A 16,110-nucleotide genomic window follows, 5' to 3' on the forward strand; every position below is an offset into this window, starting at 1 on the left:
TTCTGACCCGCCGTCCGCTCCTGGTGCAGCCGGGAACCATGCGGTACACACGGACCGATCGATCGTTCAGCATTTGACGCGAGCACGCCGAGGACGCCGATGACCGCGACACATCCCGCAGCGACGACGACTACTACGACGACGACACCCACGACGCCCGGCCGGGGCATGACGATGAGCGATCTCGTCGCCCGGCACGCGCGCACCGTCCCGGACGAGGTGGCGGTGGTCGATCCGTCGCACCGCCGGACCTACGGCGAGCTCGACGACCGGGTGACCCGGTTGGCCCACGTGCTGGTGGAGCGAGAGGTCGGCTCCGGCGACCGGGTGGCCGTACTGGGACTCAACAGCATCGAGGTCGTCGAGTCGTGGCTGGCCGTGCTGCGGGTAGGCGCGATCGCGGTGCCGGTGAACTTCCGGCTCACGGCCTCCGAGATCGGCTACGCACTGCGCGACAGCGGCGCCCGCCTGGTGATCACCGACCGGGCCTTCGCGGACGCCGTCGAGCAGGGCCGGGCCGATGCCCCCGAGGTCCGCTCCGTGCTCACCTACGGAGAAGACTACGAACGGGTGCTCGCCGATGCCCCGGACACCTGGACCGGGCCGGAGGTGGCGGACGCCGACCCCGCCTTCATCATGTACACCTCGGGGACCACCGGCTTCCCGAAGGGCGCGGTGCTCACCCACCGCAACCTCTACCTGCACGCGTTCTGCTCGATGGCGACGATGGGCACCACCGGCGACGACCGCGTGTGGATGTCGGCGGCGCCGTTGTTCCACATCGCCGGACTCTCCGGGATGCTGCCGGTGCTGATCACCGGCGGCAAGGTCGTCATCCCGCCCTCGGGTGGCTTCGACCCGGCGGCGACGGTGCGGACCCTGGCCGACGAGGGCGTCACCTCGTGCTTCATGGTTCCGGCGCAGTGGCAGGCGGTCTGTGCGGTGCCGGGGCTGGACGGCTACGACCTGTCGCGGCTGCGGCGGATCTCCTGGGGTGCCGCCCCGGCGTCCACCTCGCTGCTCCGCACGATGATCGACTCGTTCCCGCAGGCCGAGGTCTGCACCGCGTTCGGGCAGACCGAGTGCAGCCCGGTGACCACGAACCTGCGCGGCGAGGACTCGATCCGCAAGATCGGCTCCGTGGGGAAGCCGATGGTCGGGGTCGAGGTCCGGGTGGTCGACGACGAGATGAACGACGTCCCCCGCGGGGATATCGGCGAGATCGTCTACCGCAGCCCGATGGTGATGACCGGCTACTGGAACAAGCCCGAGGAGACCGCCGAGGCGTTCCGCGGCGGCTGGTTCCACTCCGGCGACCTGGTGCGCGAGGACCCCGACGGCTACCTCTACGTGGTCGACCGCAAGAAGGACATGATCATCTCGGGCGGGGAGAACATCTACTGCGCCGAGGTGGAGAACGTCCTCGCCGGGCACCCCAAGATCGCCGAGGTGGCGCTGATCGGGGTGCCGGACCCGAAGTGGGGCGAGGCGCCGCTCGCCGTCGTCGCGCCGCGCGACCCGGCCGACCCGCCCACCGACGCCGAGATCGAGGCCTTCTGCCGTCAGCACCTGGCCGCCTACAAGCGGCCCCGGCACGTGCAGCTGGTCGACGCCCTGCCGCGGAACCCGAGCGGCAAGGTCGTCAAGCCGGTGCTGCGCGAGCGCTACGGCGCGGGACCGGAGGCCTGACCCGGCACCCGGTGCGATGATGGACACGTGGACGTACCGTCGACCGGCCCGCGGGCCGGGCTGGCCCGGCTCGAGGCGATGGCCGGCGACGGCCGCCTCGACGCGCTGTGCGAACGGCACGGGATCGCCGTCCTGACCGTGTTCGGCAGCGCTGCGCGGGGCGACTCCGATCCGCGGGATCTCGACGTCGCCGTGCTGCCCCGCCCCGGGACGGCTCTCGAGATCATGCCGCTGCTGGCGGATCTGCAGGATGCCGCCGGAGGCGACATCGACCTCGCCCTGCTGGACACCGCCGGCGCGGTCCTGCGAGAACGAGCCCTGGTCGGGACGCTCCCGCTCTACGAGTACCGGCCGGGGGAGTGGGCCCGAGCCGCGACGGCGGCGGTCCAGGAACGGATGGACACCGCCTGGATGCGGCGCCTCGACCTGGACCTGTTGGCCGGATGACCGTGGTGAACTGACTCACCCCCGGCGTCGCGCGACCGCCTGCTCCAGCACCTCCAGCAGCGCCTCGGCCGCCCCGTCCCAGGTCTGCGCGGCCGCCCGTGCCCGCACCTGCTCCGAGCGCGCGGTCCAGGCCGCCTCGGGGTCGAGGGACCGGACGGCCTCGGCGAACCCGGCCGGGTCGTCCGGATCGGCGAACAGGCCCGCGTCCCCGGCGACCTCGCGGAACGCCGGGATGCCGGACACGACGACCGGGCAGCCCCGGGCCATCGCCTCCAGCACCGGCAGGCCGAAACCCTCGTCGCGCGAGGCGGACACCAGCGCCGTCGCGCCGTCGAGCAGCGCGCGGTAGCCGGCGTCGTCGACGCCGTCGTGGAACACCGGCCGGGCCGGCGCGGCGAGCCGCTCCAGCTCGGACCGGACACCCGGCGGCACGGGCGAGACGAAATGCAGCTCGTGGCCGGGCAGCAGCGCGGCCGCCCGGGCCAGCGCGGCGACGTTCTTGTACGGCATGAACGAACCCGCGTACACGAGCCGGTTGCCGCCGGGCCTGGTCCGCGGCTCGGCGCCGGCGGGCAGGTGGAAGTCGGTGGCGTCCGGGACGACGGCGACGCGGCGGCGGGTGAGCCGGTGCGCCGCCACCAGGTCTCCGGTCGCCCGGGAGACGACGGCGACGGCGTCGGCACCGGACAGCAGCAACCGCTGCGGCCACCAGGACAGGTGGTACGCCCGCCAGATCGCCCGGACCGGGGCGGCCAGCCACGGCGGCGGCGCCGGATGCCGGTAGTAGATGAGGTCGTGCACGGTCAATACGACGGCGTAGCGGCGCCCCAGCGTGCCCATCGTCTGCATCGGGGAGAACACGACCGCGTCGGTACTGCCCTCCAGCAGCCGGTTCACCTTCCGCGCCACGAACGGCTCGCCGGCTCCGGTCGGCGCGGGCAGGGTGTGGGCGGGCCGGTCGGGCAGTCCGTCGCGCTGGCGCGGGTCGGACACCAGCAGCTCCACCGGGTGCAGCCGGTCCAGTGCCCGCACCAGCCCGGTCGTGTAGCGGCCGATCCCGTCCGGCTTCCCGGGGCGGATGTAGCGGCAGTCGACGAGGATCCTCACCGGCCGAGGAACCCGGCGATCTCGCGGGCCGCCCAGGCAGGTGCCTCGTAGTGCACGAGGTGTCCGGTGCGCGGCAGCACGACGAGCCGGGCGTCGGGGAAGGCGGCCGCCAGGGCGTGCTGCCCGGCAGCCGGCGCGACCCGGTCCCGTCCCCCGGCCAGCAGCAGGACCGGTGCGGTCACCAGCGGTGCCCACGGCCGTGCCGAGCCGGCTCCGGCCGCGCGGAACGCCTCCATCAGCGACCCGATCCCGGCGAAGGTGCCGAAGTGCTCGCGGTGCTCGGCGGCGATCCAGCGGCGCAGCGCCGGGTCGGTGGTGGTGGTCATCGACGCGGTCGCGGCATCGGCGAGCAGCCGGTGCCGCAGCACGCCGGCCAGCCCGAGCCGGGCGGCGCCCTCGTGCAGCAGCGCCGTCGCCCGGGTGCCTGCCCCGGTGATCCCACCGGCCGACGACGCCGGCTCGGCGATGGGGTTGACCAGCACCAAGGCCCGCGGGGCGGTCACGGCGCTGAGGGCAGTGGCGACGATCGAGCCGAACGAGTGTCCGAGCAGCGCGGTGCCCGGCCCCAGATCGCGCAGCAGCGCGCCCGCCCAGCGGGCGTACCCGGCGACGTCGTGTGCGCGGTCGCGGAACGGCGGCGAGGCGCCGAACCCGGGCAGGTCCGGCACGACGACCCGCAGCCCGCCCAGCCGGGTCGCCAGCGGCGCCAGCCCGTGGTGGCTGCCGCGCAGCCCGTGCAGTGCCAGCAGCGGCGGCGCGTCCGGGTCACCGAAGGTGTGCACGGCGGTGGGCGCGCCGTCGACGACCCGCTCCTCGAGGACGGCGCCGCCGGCTGGGGCGCCGCTCGCCAAAGCGCTCCGCGGCGCCGCGTCCACCGGCGCCGGGCTCGTCGACGGGGCCGTCATCGTCCGGACCCGACGTGGCGCCGGGCCGCCGCCGTACCCGGGACCCGCCGGAACGCCCGTACCGGCACGACCGGGCGCACCCGGGTCCGGTACAGCTCCTCGTAGGTGTCGAGGGTGACCGCCATCGAGTGCTCGCCGGCGATCTGCAGGCTGGCGGCCCCGAGCACGGCCGCGGCCTCCGGGTCGCCGAGCACCCGGGTGAGCCGCTCGGCCAGCGCGGCGACGTCGCCGTGCGGGTAGCGCCAGCCGTTCTCGCCCTGGCGGGCCAGGTGCGGCAGCGCGCCCGCGTCCACGGCGACGATCGGTTTCCCGGTCGCCATCGCCTCCAGCGTCACGAGGCTCTGCAGCTCGGCGGTCCCGGCGTTGACGAACACGTCGAGCGCGGGATAGACGTCCGGGATCTCGTCGTCGTCGAGCCGCCCGGTGAAGGTGACGGCGTGTTCGACGCCGGCGGTGCGCGCGGCCGCATGCAGCCGCGCCCGCTCCTCGCCGTCGCCGACGACGACCAGTCGCGCGTCGGGGACGGCACCGGCGCGCAGCAGCGCGAGCGCCCGCACGATCTCGTCGACGTGCTTCTCCCGGTCCAGGCGGCCGACGAACCCGACGAGCGGGCTGTCGAGCGGGATGCCGTGCCGCTCCCGGAACGCGGGGCCGCGACCGTCGGTGTCCGGGCGGAACCGGGACAGGTCGAGGCCGTTGGAGACCGGCAGTACCGGCCCGGGAACACCGTTGCGCTCGGCCATCGACGCCGCCAGCGGGGTCGGCGCGGTGACCAGCCCGGCGCGGCTCAGCACCCGCACCGCGTCCCACCAGAACAGCTTCTTGAGCCGTGCCGGCGGCAGATGCAGGAAGCTGATCGCCGGGATGATGTTCTCCGGGATCATGTGTGTGGTCGCCAGCGCCGGGATGCCGAGGTCGGCGGCCGCGGTCAGCAGCATCCGGCCGAGCACCATGTGGCTCTGCACGTGCACGACGTCGGGCCGGACCCGGCGCAGGATCCGCCGCGCCTTCTGCCGCAGGCCGGGTGGCGGGCAGAGCCGGAACCCGGGCGGCTTCGGCACCGGGAAGGAGCCGACCCGGTGTTCGGTCACCGGGCCCACCTTCCGGGCGCCGACGCTGCGGATCCCGCGCGCCGGTGCCACGACGTGCACCTCGTGCCCGCGCTCGGCCAGGCCGGCGGCCAGCCGGCGGGCGGCGTAGCAGGCCCCGTTGACATCGGGGGCCCAGGTGTCGGCCCCGATCAGGACACGCACACGTTCTCCTTCCGCGAGGTCGCGGCGCGCACCCAGAGCGCGCGCCCGGCCACCAGCACCAGGCCGACGCCGAGCCCCACCGCGACGATGATCCACGGGCGGTCGGCCAGTTCCGCGGTGAACCGTCCTCCCACCACCCAGCCGATCCCGACGAGCAGCGCGGCCCGGACCGCGGTGGCGGGGACCACCCAGGCCAGGAACCGGCCGTAGGACACCCCCGCCAGGCCGATCGCCAGGAAAGCGGGGATGGCTCCGACGTCGACCAGTTTGGCGCCGAGCACCACCTGGGGGAGACGGCCCCCCACCTTCTCGCGCAACTCGGCCCAGCGCGACGCGCTCAGACCCAGCTTCACCAGCAGTCCGGCGACCCGCGGGCGGCGGCCGCCCCGGCCGAGGACGTAGAACACCGTGTCGGCGACGACGTCGGCGAGCACCGCGACCAGCCAGACCGCCCACCAGTCGACGAGCCCCGCCCCGGCCAGCGAGCCGGCGACGACCATGACGATCGGCCCCTCCAGGAGCACGCCGACGGCGAGCACGGCCAGCGTGATGCCGATCGTGCCCGGCTCGGGCGCCAACATCAGCCCGAGCGCCTCGTCCATCCCGAGCGGGATCATCGGAACGCCCGCCGTCGTCTCATGAGGTCCTCCTCGTCGGAGGATTCCACGATCTCGTAGCCGCCCGCCCGGGGAGTCCGGCGTTGCCCGGGCGGCGGGCTCGCGAAGCTCCGGTGACTACCGGGTTACGCCGGTGGCGTGGAAGTGCTACGGGCGATGGCGGCCAGCGGGATCGGCAGCCAGGTCGGACGGCTGCGGGTCTCGTAGAGCACCTGGTAGACGGCCTTGTCCAGCTCGTACGCGCGCAGCAGCGCCGCCTGTTCGCGGGGGTCGGAACCGGTGCGGGCGGCGTAGCCGGCGCAGAACGCCTCCCGGCACGCGGCCGACCAGTCCTGCGCCACACGTGACTCGGCGGTGTCCGAACCGAGACCTCCACCGGGCGTGTCGGAGCGGGTCAGCAGGTGGTGGAAGGCCGCGTAGTCGAAGGAGAACAGCATTCCGACGACGTCGCGCACCGCCGCGTCCGGTGCGCGTCGCTCCTGCGGGGTGGCGGCCGGCTCGCCCTCGAAGTCGATGATCACCCAGCTCCCGCCGGGCCGGCGCAGCGTCTGGCCGAGGTGCAGGTCGCCGTGCACGCGTTGCACGGTGACCGGGGCGCCGAGTGCGGCGACCTCGTCGTAGACGGCGCGGATCGCGGGCACGTGCGGCGCGAGCACCGGCACCTGCGCGGCGACGGTCTCCAGCCGCGACGTCCAGTACGCGGCCATCGCGGCCGGGTCGGCCTCGGTCGTCCCGAGCTCGGCCCGCAGGGCGACGTGCACGTCGGCGACCGCCTCGCCGAGCACCCGGGCGTCACCGGTGAAGTCGCCGCCGTCGCGCACCGACCCGGTGGCGCGCTCCCAGCCGTCCTCGGAACCGGCGGCGAACTCCTGGAGCAGGCCGTAGGTGGCGGGCTCGCCGTCGAGCGTCCCCTCGATGCCGCCCTGCAGCGCGGCGACCGATGTGGACCCGGCGGCCCGCAGCGCGCGGTGCAGCTCCAGGTCGGGGTTCGGGCCGGGGGAGAGCCGGCGGTAGATCTTCAGGATGGACCGCTGGCCCCACCGGACCGAGGTGTTGGACTGCTCGGCGTCGACCACCCGGCCGGTCTCCTGCAGCGGCAGCACGGCCCCCGGCTCGGGGACGAACGCCAGACCGTCCACCGTGGTGCGCTCGGCGATCGCACGCAGGATCCAGGCGGTCACCGAGGGGTCCTGCAGCCCGTCGTAGAGGACCTCGCCGTCGACCGTCCCGATCTCCGCGGCACCGATCGGCACGGCCGCTGCGCGCGCCAGGTGCAGCTGGTAGTGCCGGTCCGGGCCGTCGGCGAAGGAGACGGCGAGCACGACGACGTCCAGCCCGGTCAGGTCGCCGGGAGCGGGCAGCTCGACCCGGGAGGCGACCCGGACGCCGTGCAGCGGACGCCCCTTCTCGGCGAACCAGCGCCGCCCGGGGAGCCAGCCCCGCAGCAGCTCCGGGAGCTCCGTGATGTGGTCGGATGCTCCGGTCGGACCCACGCGTCGTCCCCCTCCCGCCGGAGTGGTCCTCCGGCCTGTCCCGCTGGTGACGACCCTAACCGGGACGGCCGAACCGGGCCCGGTCCGCGTCCGGCTCACTGGTACGGTCCGTGCCGGATCGGCCACCAGTTGGTCACGGTCGGTCACCATTCTTCTGCCGGGCATCTCCGTGCCCGGAAACCCATACTGATCCCGGTGCCCTGCACCGCGGGCATGGTGAGCCCCGAGACCGATCCGGAGGACCGGCGGCGTGACCGAGCGAGACCCGAAGGCCGAGATCCCTGAGACGCCCCGCCGGGCCCCGGCGGACCCGGTGGCGGCCGTCGTGCCGGTTCCGGCCGAGGCGGACCAGCTGCCCGAACCGCCGGACGTCAACTTCGCCGAGTACTACCATGAGGCGCGGCCCCGCACCCTGCGGCACCGGGCGCGGGTGCGCTCCACCGTGCGCCGCCGCTCGGTCTCCCAGGACGGCCCGGCCACCGGTGAGAACCCGGTGTACGTGTCGTGGCTGCTGGCCCGGTCGATGCTGGGGCACGCCGACGAGCTCGCCCGCCAGTTCTCCGGCCAGGGCTCGATGTGGCAGAACCCGTTCGCCAACCCCGGCCCGCGGCACGCGGTGGAGACGGCGTCGGTGTGGTTCACCGCCTACCCGATCTCGCTGATCACCCGGGAGGGGACGTCGTTCCTCGGGGCGCTCGGCGACACCGATCTCTGGCAGGCCTTCGAGACGATCGGCATCGAGGCACTGCACACCGGGCCGGTGAAGCGGGCGGGCGGACTGTCCGGCTGGCAGCCGACCCCGAGCGTCGACGGGCACTTCGACCGGATCTCCAACGAGATCGACCCGGTCTTCGGCACCGAGGACGAGTTCCGTGCCATGTGCGCCACCGCCACCTGGCACGGCGGCACGATCATCGACGACGTCGTGCCCGGCCACACCGGCAAGGGCCCCGACTTCCGGCTCGCCGAGCTGGCCTACGGCGACTACCCGGGCATCTACCACATGGTCGAGATCGAGCCTGCCGACTGGGGGACGCTGCCGGAGGTCCCGGCCGGCCACGACTCGGTCAACCTCGACGCCGCCACCGAGGAGGCCCTGGAGAAGGCCGGCTACATCGTCGGCCGGCTGCAGCGGGTGATCTTCTTCCGGGAGGGTGTGAAGGAGACCAACTGGTCGGTGACCCGTCAGGTCACCGGGGTCGACGGCGTCGACCGGCGGTGGGTCTACCTGCACTACTTCAAGGACGGCCAGCCCTCGGTGAACTGGCTGGACCCGACCTTCGCCGGGATGCGGATGGTCATCGGCGACGCCCTGCACTCGCTGGCCGACCTCGGCTCGGGTGCGCTGCGCCTGGACGCCAACGGCTTCCTCGGGGTCGAGAAGTCCGTGGGCGGGTCACCCGGCTGGTCCGAGGGGCACCCGCTCTCGGAGGCGGCGAACCACCTCATCGCCTCGATGGTGCGCAAGGTCGGCGGGTTCACCTTCCAGGAGCTGAACCTGACCGTCGACGACATCAAGGTCACCTCCGAGGCCGGTGCGGATCTGTCCTACGACTTCATCAACCGGCCCGCGTACCACCACGCACTGGCCACATCGGACACCGAGTTCCTGCGGCTCACCCTGCGTACCGCGCTGGACCTGGGCGTCGACCCGGCGTCGCTGGTGCACGCCCTGCAGAACCACGACGAGCTCACCTACGAGCTCGTGCACTGGACGGCCGGGCACACGAGCGAGCTGTTCTCCTTCCGCGGCGAGGAGATCACCGGCGGGGACCTGGCCGACACCATCCGCCGGGACCTGTGCGAGAAGCTCACCGGCCCCGACGCGCCGTACAACCTGATCTTCACGACGAACGGGATCGCCTGCACCACCGCGACCGTGATCGCCGCCGCGCTCGGGATCGAGGCGCTCGACGACATCGGCCCGGCCGACGTCGAGCGCATCCGGCGCGTGCACCTGCTGCTGGTCATGTTCAACGCGTTCCAGCCCGGCGTGTTCGCGCTGTCGGGCTGGGACCTGCTGGGCATGCTGACCCTGCCCCCGGAGCAGGTCTCGGACCTGCTCTCCTCCGGCGACACCCGCTGGGTCTCCCGCCCGGCGCACGACCTGATGGGCCACCGGCCCGACGCCGAGGTGTCGTCCTCGGGGATGCCGCGCGGGCGCAGCCTCTACGGGGCCCTGCCCGAGCAGCTCGCCGACGAGACCAGCTTCGCCCGGCAGATGCAGGCGATCCTCAAGGTGCGCAAGCACTCCGGGGTGGCCACGGCCCGCCAGGTCGACGTCCCCGACGTGGCGCACCGCGGGCTGCTGGTGATGGTCCACGCCCTCGACGACGGCCGGGTGCAGGCCACCGTGCTCAACTTCGCCGACGAGCATGTCGACGCCGCCGTCCAGTCCGACCACTTCACGCCCGGTTCCCCGGTGGTCGACCTGTTCTCCGGGGAGTCCCTCGGGACGGTCGACGACCTGCACGGGTTCCGGGTCGACATGACCCCGTTCCGCGCGACCGCGGTGGTGCTGGAGTCACCTGCCGAGCACGAGCCCGGGTGATACCTGAGGGACGATGGCCGGCGTGGCGATCACGACGCTGAACGGGGTCCGGCTGTCCTGGACCGACCACGGCGGTGACGGTCCGCCGGTCGTGCTGGTCATGGGCACCGGCAGCCCGGGCCGGGTCTGGGACGTCCACCAGGTCCCCGCGCTGCGGGCGGCCGGGCTGCGGGTCGTCACGGTCGACAACCGGGGGATCGCCCCGAGCGACGAGTGCGCAGGCGGGTTCACCGTCGACGACATGGCCGCCGACGTCGCCGCGCTGGTCGAGCACCTCGGCGCGGGGCCGGCCGCGCTGGTCGGGACCTCGCTCGGCTCGCGGGTGGTGTGCGAGCTCGCGCTGGCCCGCCCGGACCTGGTGCGCCGGGTCGCCGCGCTGGCCGCGCACGCCCGGCTGAGCCCGGTGCAACGGGCGTACACCGAGGGAATGGTCGACGCGGCCGACGCGGGCGTCGAGCTGCCGGTCCGGCTCTGGGCCGCCATGCAGGCTACGCACAACCTGTCACCGTCCACACTCGACGACGACCGGGCGGCCCGGGACTGGCTGGACGTCATCGGCTTCGGCGGTACGGCCGTCCGGCCCGGGCACCGTGCCCAGCTGCGGGTGTCGCTGGACCTGGGCGACCGCCGGGCCGCGTACCGGGACATCGCCGTGCCGCTGCTGGTCCTCGCCTTCGCCGACGACCGCGCGATCCCGGTCCGGCTGTCCCGCGAGGTCGCCGACGCCGTGCCCGGAGCGCGCTACGTCGAGATCGCCGGCGCCGGCCACTACGGCTACCTGGAGCGCCCGGCCGAGGTGAACCGGGCGCTGGTGGACTTCCTGACCGGCTGATCCTGATCAGGCCGGCTGAGCCCGGTCAGACCAGCGGGGCCTGCGCCGGCAGTCGGAGCACGTGCGCCACGCTGTCCTGCGGGACAAGCCGGACGAAGTTGTACTCGCCCCAGCGGAAGGTCTGGCCGGAGATCTCGTCGTGCACGTCGACGACGTCGGTGTAGCGCAACCCGAGCGCCGGCATGTCCAGCTTCACCGTGCCCTCCTGGGCGGCGAGGGAGTCCAGAGTGCACACCACGAGCACCTGGTCACCGGTCGCCGGGTCGAGCTTGGAGTAGGCGATGAGGTGCTCGTTGTCGACCTCGTGGAAGAGGATCTCGCGCAGCTGCTGCAGCGACGGGTGCGCCCGGCGGATCTCGTTGAGCTGGGTCAGGTACGGCTCCAGCGAGCGGCCCCGGTTGAGGGCGGCCTCGAAGTCGCGCGGGCGCAGCTCGTACTTCTCCGAGTCGAGGTACTCCTCACTGCCCGGCTTCACCGGGGTCCCCTCGTACAGCTCGAATCCGGAGTAGACACCCCAGGTCGGTGACATCGTCGCGGCCAGGGTCGCGCGGATCGCGAACATCGCCGGCCCGCCGGTCTGCAGCGACTCGTGCAGGATGTCCGGGGTGTTGGTGAACAAATTCGGCCGGCACTCGTCCGCGTGCTCCGCGTGCAGGGTCGCGAAGTCGGCGAGCTCCTCCTTCTCGGTCCGCCACGTGAAGTACGTGTAGGACTGGGTGAAGCCCAGGCGCGCGAGCCCGAACAGCCGGGCGGGCCGGGTGAAGGCCTCGGCCAGGAACAGGACGTCCGGGTGGTGGTGCTTGACCTCCCAGATCAGCCAGTGCCAGAAGTTCGGCGGCTTGGTGTGCGGGTTGTCGACGCGGAAGATCTTCACGCCGTGCTCGACCCACTTCAGCACCACGCGCAGGCACTCGGCGTAGACGCCGGCCGGGTCGCGGTCGAAGTTCATCGGGTAGATGTCCTGGTACCGCTTCGGCGGGTTCTCCGCGTAGGCGATCGTCCCGTCCGGTCGGACGGTGAACCACTCCGGGTGCTCGGCGACCCACGGGTGGTCCGGCGCGCACTGCAGCGCCAGGTCGAGCGCGATCTCCATCCCGAGCTCGCCCGCCTTGGCGACGAAGGCGTCGAAGTCGTCGAAGTCGCCCAGCTCGGGGTCGATCGCGTCGTGCCCGCCCGCGGCGGAGCCGATCGCCCACGGCGACCCGACGTCCCCGGGCTCGGCGTGCACGGAGTTGTTGCGGCCCTTGCGGTGCACCGTGCCGACCGGGTGGATCGGCGGGAGGTAGACGACGTCGAAGCCCATCCGCGCGACCCGGTCCAGCTCCTTGGACGACGTCGCGAACGTGCCGTGCACCGGCCGGCCGGTCTCGTCGCGGCCGCCGGTGGAGCGCGGGAAGAACTCGTACCAGGAACCGAAGAGGGCGCGCCGGCGGTCGACGTGGATCTGCCGCTCGGGCCCCCGCGTGATCAGCTCGCGGACCGGGCGTTCGGTCATGATCTTCGTGACGGCGTCGAACAGGGCCGGGGCGACCCGCGTGCGCAGCGGCAGCGCGGTGTCCCGCAGGGTGTTCGCCGCTCCCAGCAGCAGGTCGCGGCTGTCCCGTTCGGACGGACGACGGCCGACCCGGGACAGCAGCCGGGCGCCGACCTCCAGGTCGTTGGCCAGCTCCTCGGGGGACTGTCCCGCGGCGATCTTCTTCTCCACGCCCGAGCGCCAGGTCGACCACGGGTCGCTCCAGGCGTCCACCCGGAAGGTCCAGCGGCCCTCGGTGTCGGGGCACACCCAGGCGACGAACCGGTCGGTGCCGACGCCCTCGGGCTGCATCCGCACGTAACGGGCCTCGCCGGGCTCGCCGTTCGCGTCCAGCGGGGCGAACACCACGTTCGCGGCGACGGCGTCGTGGCCCTCGCGCCACACGGTCGCCCGGATCGGGACCACCTCGCCGGCGACGGCCTTGGCCGGGTCACCCGTCTCCACGAACGGGGTCACCTCGTCGATTCCGAGCCGCCCCGTCATCGGACGTCACCCCCGTTTTCGCATCGAGCGCTCATTCACCGAGCGGATGTGTGCGCCGGGACCGGTGTGGCGCACGGGACAACCGTACCCATCAGAGCCGGTCCGGCGCGCGACGGGACACGGTGCGTCGCACCGGTTCCGGTATCGGTTCAGCCGCGGTTTCGCCACCGTTTCCCGGCCCGCGAACCGCTCGGTGTCCGCCGGGCCCGGGCAGCGCCGCGACGACCCGCCCGAGCAGGTCGCCGCGGGCCGATCCGGGGGCGGGCGACTAGTCTCCGCGCCGTGAGAGCCCTCCGTCGATTCACCGTTCGTGCCCAGCTCCCCGGTCCGCTCGCGCCGCTGCAGACACTGGCCACGAACCTGCGGTGGACGTGGGACGCGCCGACCCGGGACCTGTTCGCCTCGCTCGACCCGCAGGCGTGGGACGCCTGCGGTCACGACCCGGTCCGGCTGCTCGGCGACATCCCCACCGCGCGGCTCGCCGAGCTGGCCGAGGACGGCGCCGTCGCGGACCGGGTCGCCGAGCAGGCCGCCGACCTGGAGCGGTACCTGAGCGAGCCGCGCTGGTACCAGAGCGCGCCGGATCCCGGCCTGCCCGCGGCCGTCGGATACTTCTCGATGGAGTTCGGCGTCTCCGAGGTGCTGCCGAACTACTCCGGTGGCCTCGGGGTGCTCGCCGGCGACCATCTCAAGGCCGCGTCCGACCTGGGCGTGCCGCTGATCGGCGTCGGCCTGCTGTACCGCTCGGGGTACTTCCGGCAGTCGCTGTCGCTGGACGGCTGGCAGCTCGAGCACTACCCGGCGATCGACCCGCAGGGTCTGCCGCTGCAGCTGCTCGCGGATCCCGAGGGCGCCCCCGTGCTGGTCCGGGTCGCGATGCCGGAGGACCGGACGCTCTCGGCGCGGGTGTGGCTCGCCCGGGTCGGCCGGGTGCCGCTGCTGCTGCTCGACACCGACATCGAGGAGAACGAACCCGACCTCCGCGGGGTCACCGACCGGCTCTACGGCGGCGACCAGAACCACCGGATCCAGCAGGAGATCCTGATCGGGGTCGGCGGCGTCCGTGCGGTCCGGGCGTTCTGCCGGACGAGCGGGCATCCGGCCCCGGAGGTGTTCCACACCAACGAGGGGCACGCCGGCTTCCTCGGCCTGGAACGGATCCGCGAGCTGTGCACCGGATCCGCGGTGGCGTCGAACGGGGCGGGACCCTCGTCGAGCTCGGCGGCGACCGTCTCCGGTTCGGGGCTGGACTTCGACGAGGCCCTCGCCGCCGTCCGCGCCGGCACGGTGTTCACCACGCACACCCCGGTCCCGGCCGGCATCGACCGGTTCGGGCTCGACCTCGTGCGCCACTACCTCACCGACCGGCTGCTGCCCGGCCTGTCCACCGAACGGCTGCTCGCCCTGGGCGCCGAGGACGACCCGGCGACGTTCAACATGGCGCACATGGGCCTGCGCCTGGCCCAGCGCGCCAACGGCGTGTCGCAGCTGCACGGCAGCGTCTCCCGCGACATGTTCGGCGGGATGTGGGCGGGTTTCGACCGCGACGAGGTGCCGATCGGATCGGTCACCAACGGCGTGCACGGCCCGACCTGGGAGGCTCGCCAGGTCACCGAGCTGCTCGGCTCGCCGGGTCCCGAGGGCATCGCGCAGGAGTCCTCGGCGGTGTCCGACGCCGACCTGTGGGCGCTGCGGAGCGCGCTGCGGTCCCGGCTGGTCGAGGAGGTGCGACGGCGGGTGCGTGCGGCCTGGCTGGAGCGCGGCGCGTCCGAGCCGGAGCTGGGCTGGACCGACCACGTCTTCGACGCCGACGTGCTGACCGTCGGGTTCGCCCGCCGGGTGCCGACCTACAAGCGGCTCACCCTGATGCTGCGCGACCCGGATCGGCTGCGCGGGCTGCTGCTCGACGCCCACCGGCCGGTGCAGCTGATCGTCGCAGGCAAGTCGCACCCCGCCGACGACGACGGCAAGGCGCTCATCCAGCAGATCGTCCGGTTCGCCGACGACGCCGGGGTCCGGCACCGGATCGTGTTCCTGCCCGACTACGACATGTCGATGGCCCGCTACCTGTACTGGGGCTGCGACGTCTGGCTGAACAACCCGCTGCGCCCGCTGGAGGCCTGCGGGACCTCGGGCATGAAGTCCGCGCTCAACGGCGGGCTGAACCTGTCCATCCGGGACGGCTGGTGGGACGAGTTCTACGACGGCGCCAACGGCTGGGCCATCCCCACCGCGGACGGCGTCGAGGACCCGACCCGGCGCGACGACCTGGAGGCCAACGCGCTCTACGAGCTGCTCGCCACGCAGGTCGGTCCGGCGTTCTACGACCGCACCGACGGCGTCCCGCACCGCTGGGTGGAGATGGTGCGGCACACGCTCACCACCCTGCGCCCCAAAGTGCAGGCGACCCGGATGGTGCGCGAGTACGTCCAGGACTGGTACGCCCCGGCCGCCCGGGCCGCCGCGGTCGTCACCGCCGACGACTACGCCGCCGCCCGCGGGCTCGCGCAGTACCGGGACCGGCTGGACAAGGCCTGGAACGACGTCCGGATCACCGGCGTCGACGTCACCGGGCTTCCGGAGACCCCGGTCGTCGGGTCGCCGATGACCGTCCGGGCGGGCGTCGACCTGGCGGGTCTGGACCCGTCGGACGTGGTCGTCGAGGCCGTGGTCGGGAGGGTCGACGACGCCGACGAGCTGGCCGATCCGGTCACCGCGGCGATGGAGCACCGCGGTGACGGCAGCTGGGAGATCGCGGTCCCGCTGCCGCACGCCGGGCTGACCGGCTACACGGTGCGGGTGCTACCGCACCACCCGCACCTGGCCTCCTCGGTGGAGCTGGGCCGGATCGTGCTGGCGGGGTAGGCCCGGGTCAGGCGCTGGGCTCCTCCAGGGCGCGGACCCGCTCGCACGTGCTCTCCACCTGGTTCCACACCTCGCGAGCCTGGGTGTCGTGGTCCAGCCACCGGGTGGCGGCCGCGGCGGCGTCCTGATCACCGTGGACGGTGAGAACGTGCAGGTCGACGAGCTGGTCGAGCCATGCCGAGTCCGTCCCGGCCGGGGCGTCGTACGGGTTGTCCATATCTCTCCTACCTGGGCGGGTGGGCCCCTCCACCTCGTCGTCGGGGCTCGGGGGCCACACCCCATATGATTGCGCTCGCGCATCCATTGCGCAATCACGAGTAATGTGACGTGGCAG

General features: G+C 73.4%; 12 protein-coding genes. 5 read left to right on the top strand and 7 right to left on the bottom strand.

The window, feature by feature from the left end:
• Positions 1–99: 99 nt before the first annotated feature.
• Together JOF36_RS09595 and JOF36_RS09600 are read left to right on the top strand one after the other, a co-directional pair.
• The gene (locus JOF36_RS09595) at positions 100–1,689 is read left to right on the top strand and encodes a long-chain-fatty-acid--CoA ligase (RefSeq protein WP_245350756.1); all 1,590 of its coding nucleotides are present in this window, start codon (positions 100–102) and stop codon (positions 1,687–1,689) included.
• A 27-nt stretch (positions 1,690–1,716) separates the two neighbouring features.
• The gene (locus JOF36_RS09600) at positions 1,717–2,136 is read left to right on the top strand and encodes a nucleotidyltransferase family protein (RefSeq protein WP_210026258.1); all 420 of its coding nucleotides are present in this window, start codon (positions 1,717–1,719) and stop codon (positions 2,134–2,136) included.
• A 15-nt stretch (positions 2,137–2,151) separates the two neighbouring features.
• Here JOF36_RS09600 and JOF36_RS09605 read toward each other — a convergent pair whose 3' ends face one another.
• The 5 genes from JOF36_RS09605 to JOF36_RS09625 form a co-directional block, all read right to left on the bottom strand.
• A complete protein-coding gene (locus JOF36_RS09605; RefSeq protein ID WP_210026260.1) occupies positions 2,152–3,243 on the bottom strand; it encodes a glycosyltransferase family 4 protein in 1,092 nt (363 codons plus the stop codon).
• The gene (locus tag JOF36_RS09610; protein ID WP_210026262.1) at positions 3,240–4,148 is read right to left on the bottom strand and encodes an alpha/beta fold hydrolase; all 909 of its coding nucleotides are present in this window, start codon (positions 4,146–4,148) and stop codon (positions 3,240–3,242) included. Before JOF36_RS09610 ends, JOF36_RS09605 begins: the two co-directional genes overlap by 4 nt.
• Positions 4,145–5,401 (bottom strand): glycosyltransferase, encoded by a 1,257-nt coding sequence (locus tag JOF36_RS09615; protein ID WP_210026264.1) that lies wholly within the window; start codon positions 5,399–5,401, stop codon positions 4,145–4,147. Before JOF36_RS09615 ends, JOF36_RS09610 begins: the two co-directional genes overlap by 4 nt.
• Complete coding sequence (locus JOF36_RS09620; RefSeq protein ID WP_210026265.1) at positions 5,389–6,018, bottom strand: DedA family protein; 630 nt, start codon at positions 6,016–6,018, stop codon at positions 5,389–5,391. Before JOF36_RS09620 ends, JOF36_RS09615 begins: the two co-directional genes overlap by 13 nt.
• Before the next feature lie 125 nt (positions 6,019–6,143).
• Positions 6,144–7,511 carry a maltokinase N-terminal cap-like domain-containing protein gene (locus JOF36_RS09625; protein ID WP_307862289.1) on the bottom strand — a complete coding sequence of 456 codons (1,368 nt, stop codon included), beginning with the start codon at positions 7,509–7,511 and terminating at the stop codon, positions 6,144–6,146.
• A gap of 250 nt (positions 7,512–7,761) precedes the next feature.
• On the opposite strand from JOF36_RS09625, the gene treS reads away from it, so the two are divergent.
• A complete protein-coding gene (gene treS, locus JOF36_RS09630; protein WP_307862290.1) occupies positions 7,762–10,062 on the top strand; it encodes a maltose alpha-D-glucosyltransferase in 2,301 nt (766 codons plus the stop codon).
• A gap of 22 nt (positions 10,063–10,084) precedes the next feature.
• The gene (locus JOF36_RS09635) at positions 10,085–10,894 is read left to right on the top strand and encodes an alpha/beta fold hydrolase (protein WP_210026267.1); all 810 of its coding nucleotides are present in this window, start codon (positions 10,085–10,087) and stop codon (positions 10,892–10,894) included.
• 25 nt (positions 10,895–10,919) lie between these two features.
• Here JOF36_RS09635 and JOF36_RS09640 read toward each other — a convergent pair whose 3' ends face one another.
• The gene (locus JOF36_RS09640) at positions 10,920–12,911 is read right to left on the bottom strand and encodes an alpha-1,4-glucan--maltose-1-phosphate maltosyltransferase (RefSeq protein ID WP_210026268.1); all 1,992 of its coding nucleotides are present in this window, start codon (positions 12,909–12,911) and stop codon (positions 10,920–10,922) included.
• Between the two features lie 282 nt (positions 12,912–13,193).
• On the opposite strand from JOF36_RS09640, the gene glgP reads away from it, so the two are divergent.
• Positions 13,194–15,776 carry an alpha-glucan family phosphorylase gene (gene glgP / locus JOF36_RS09645; protein WP_210026269.1) on the top strand — a complete coding sequence of 861 codons (2,583 nt, stop codon included), beginning with the start codon at positions 13,194–13,196 and terminating at the stop codon, positions 15,774–15,776.
• A 7-nt stretch (positions 15,777–15,783) separates the two neighbouring features.
• Here glgP and JOF36_RS09650 read toward each other — a convergent pair whose 3' ends face one another.
• Complete coding sequence (locus JOF36_RS09650; RefSeq protein WP_210026271.1) at positions 15,784–15,993, bottom strand: hypothetical protein; 210 nt, start codon at positions 15,991–15,993, stop codon at positions 15,784–15,786.
• Between the last annotated feature and the right edge of the window lie 117 nt (positions 15,994–16,110).

It is taken from the genome of Pseudonocardia parietis (genome assembly GCF_017876315.1).
Lineage (GTDB): Bacteria > Actinomycetota > Actinomycetes > Mycobacteriales > Pseudonocardiaceae > Pseudonocardia > Pseudonocardia parietis.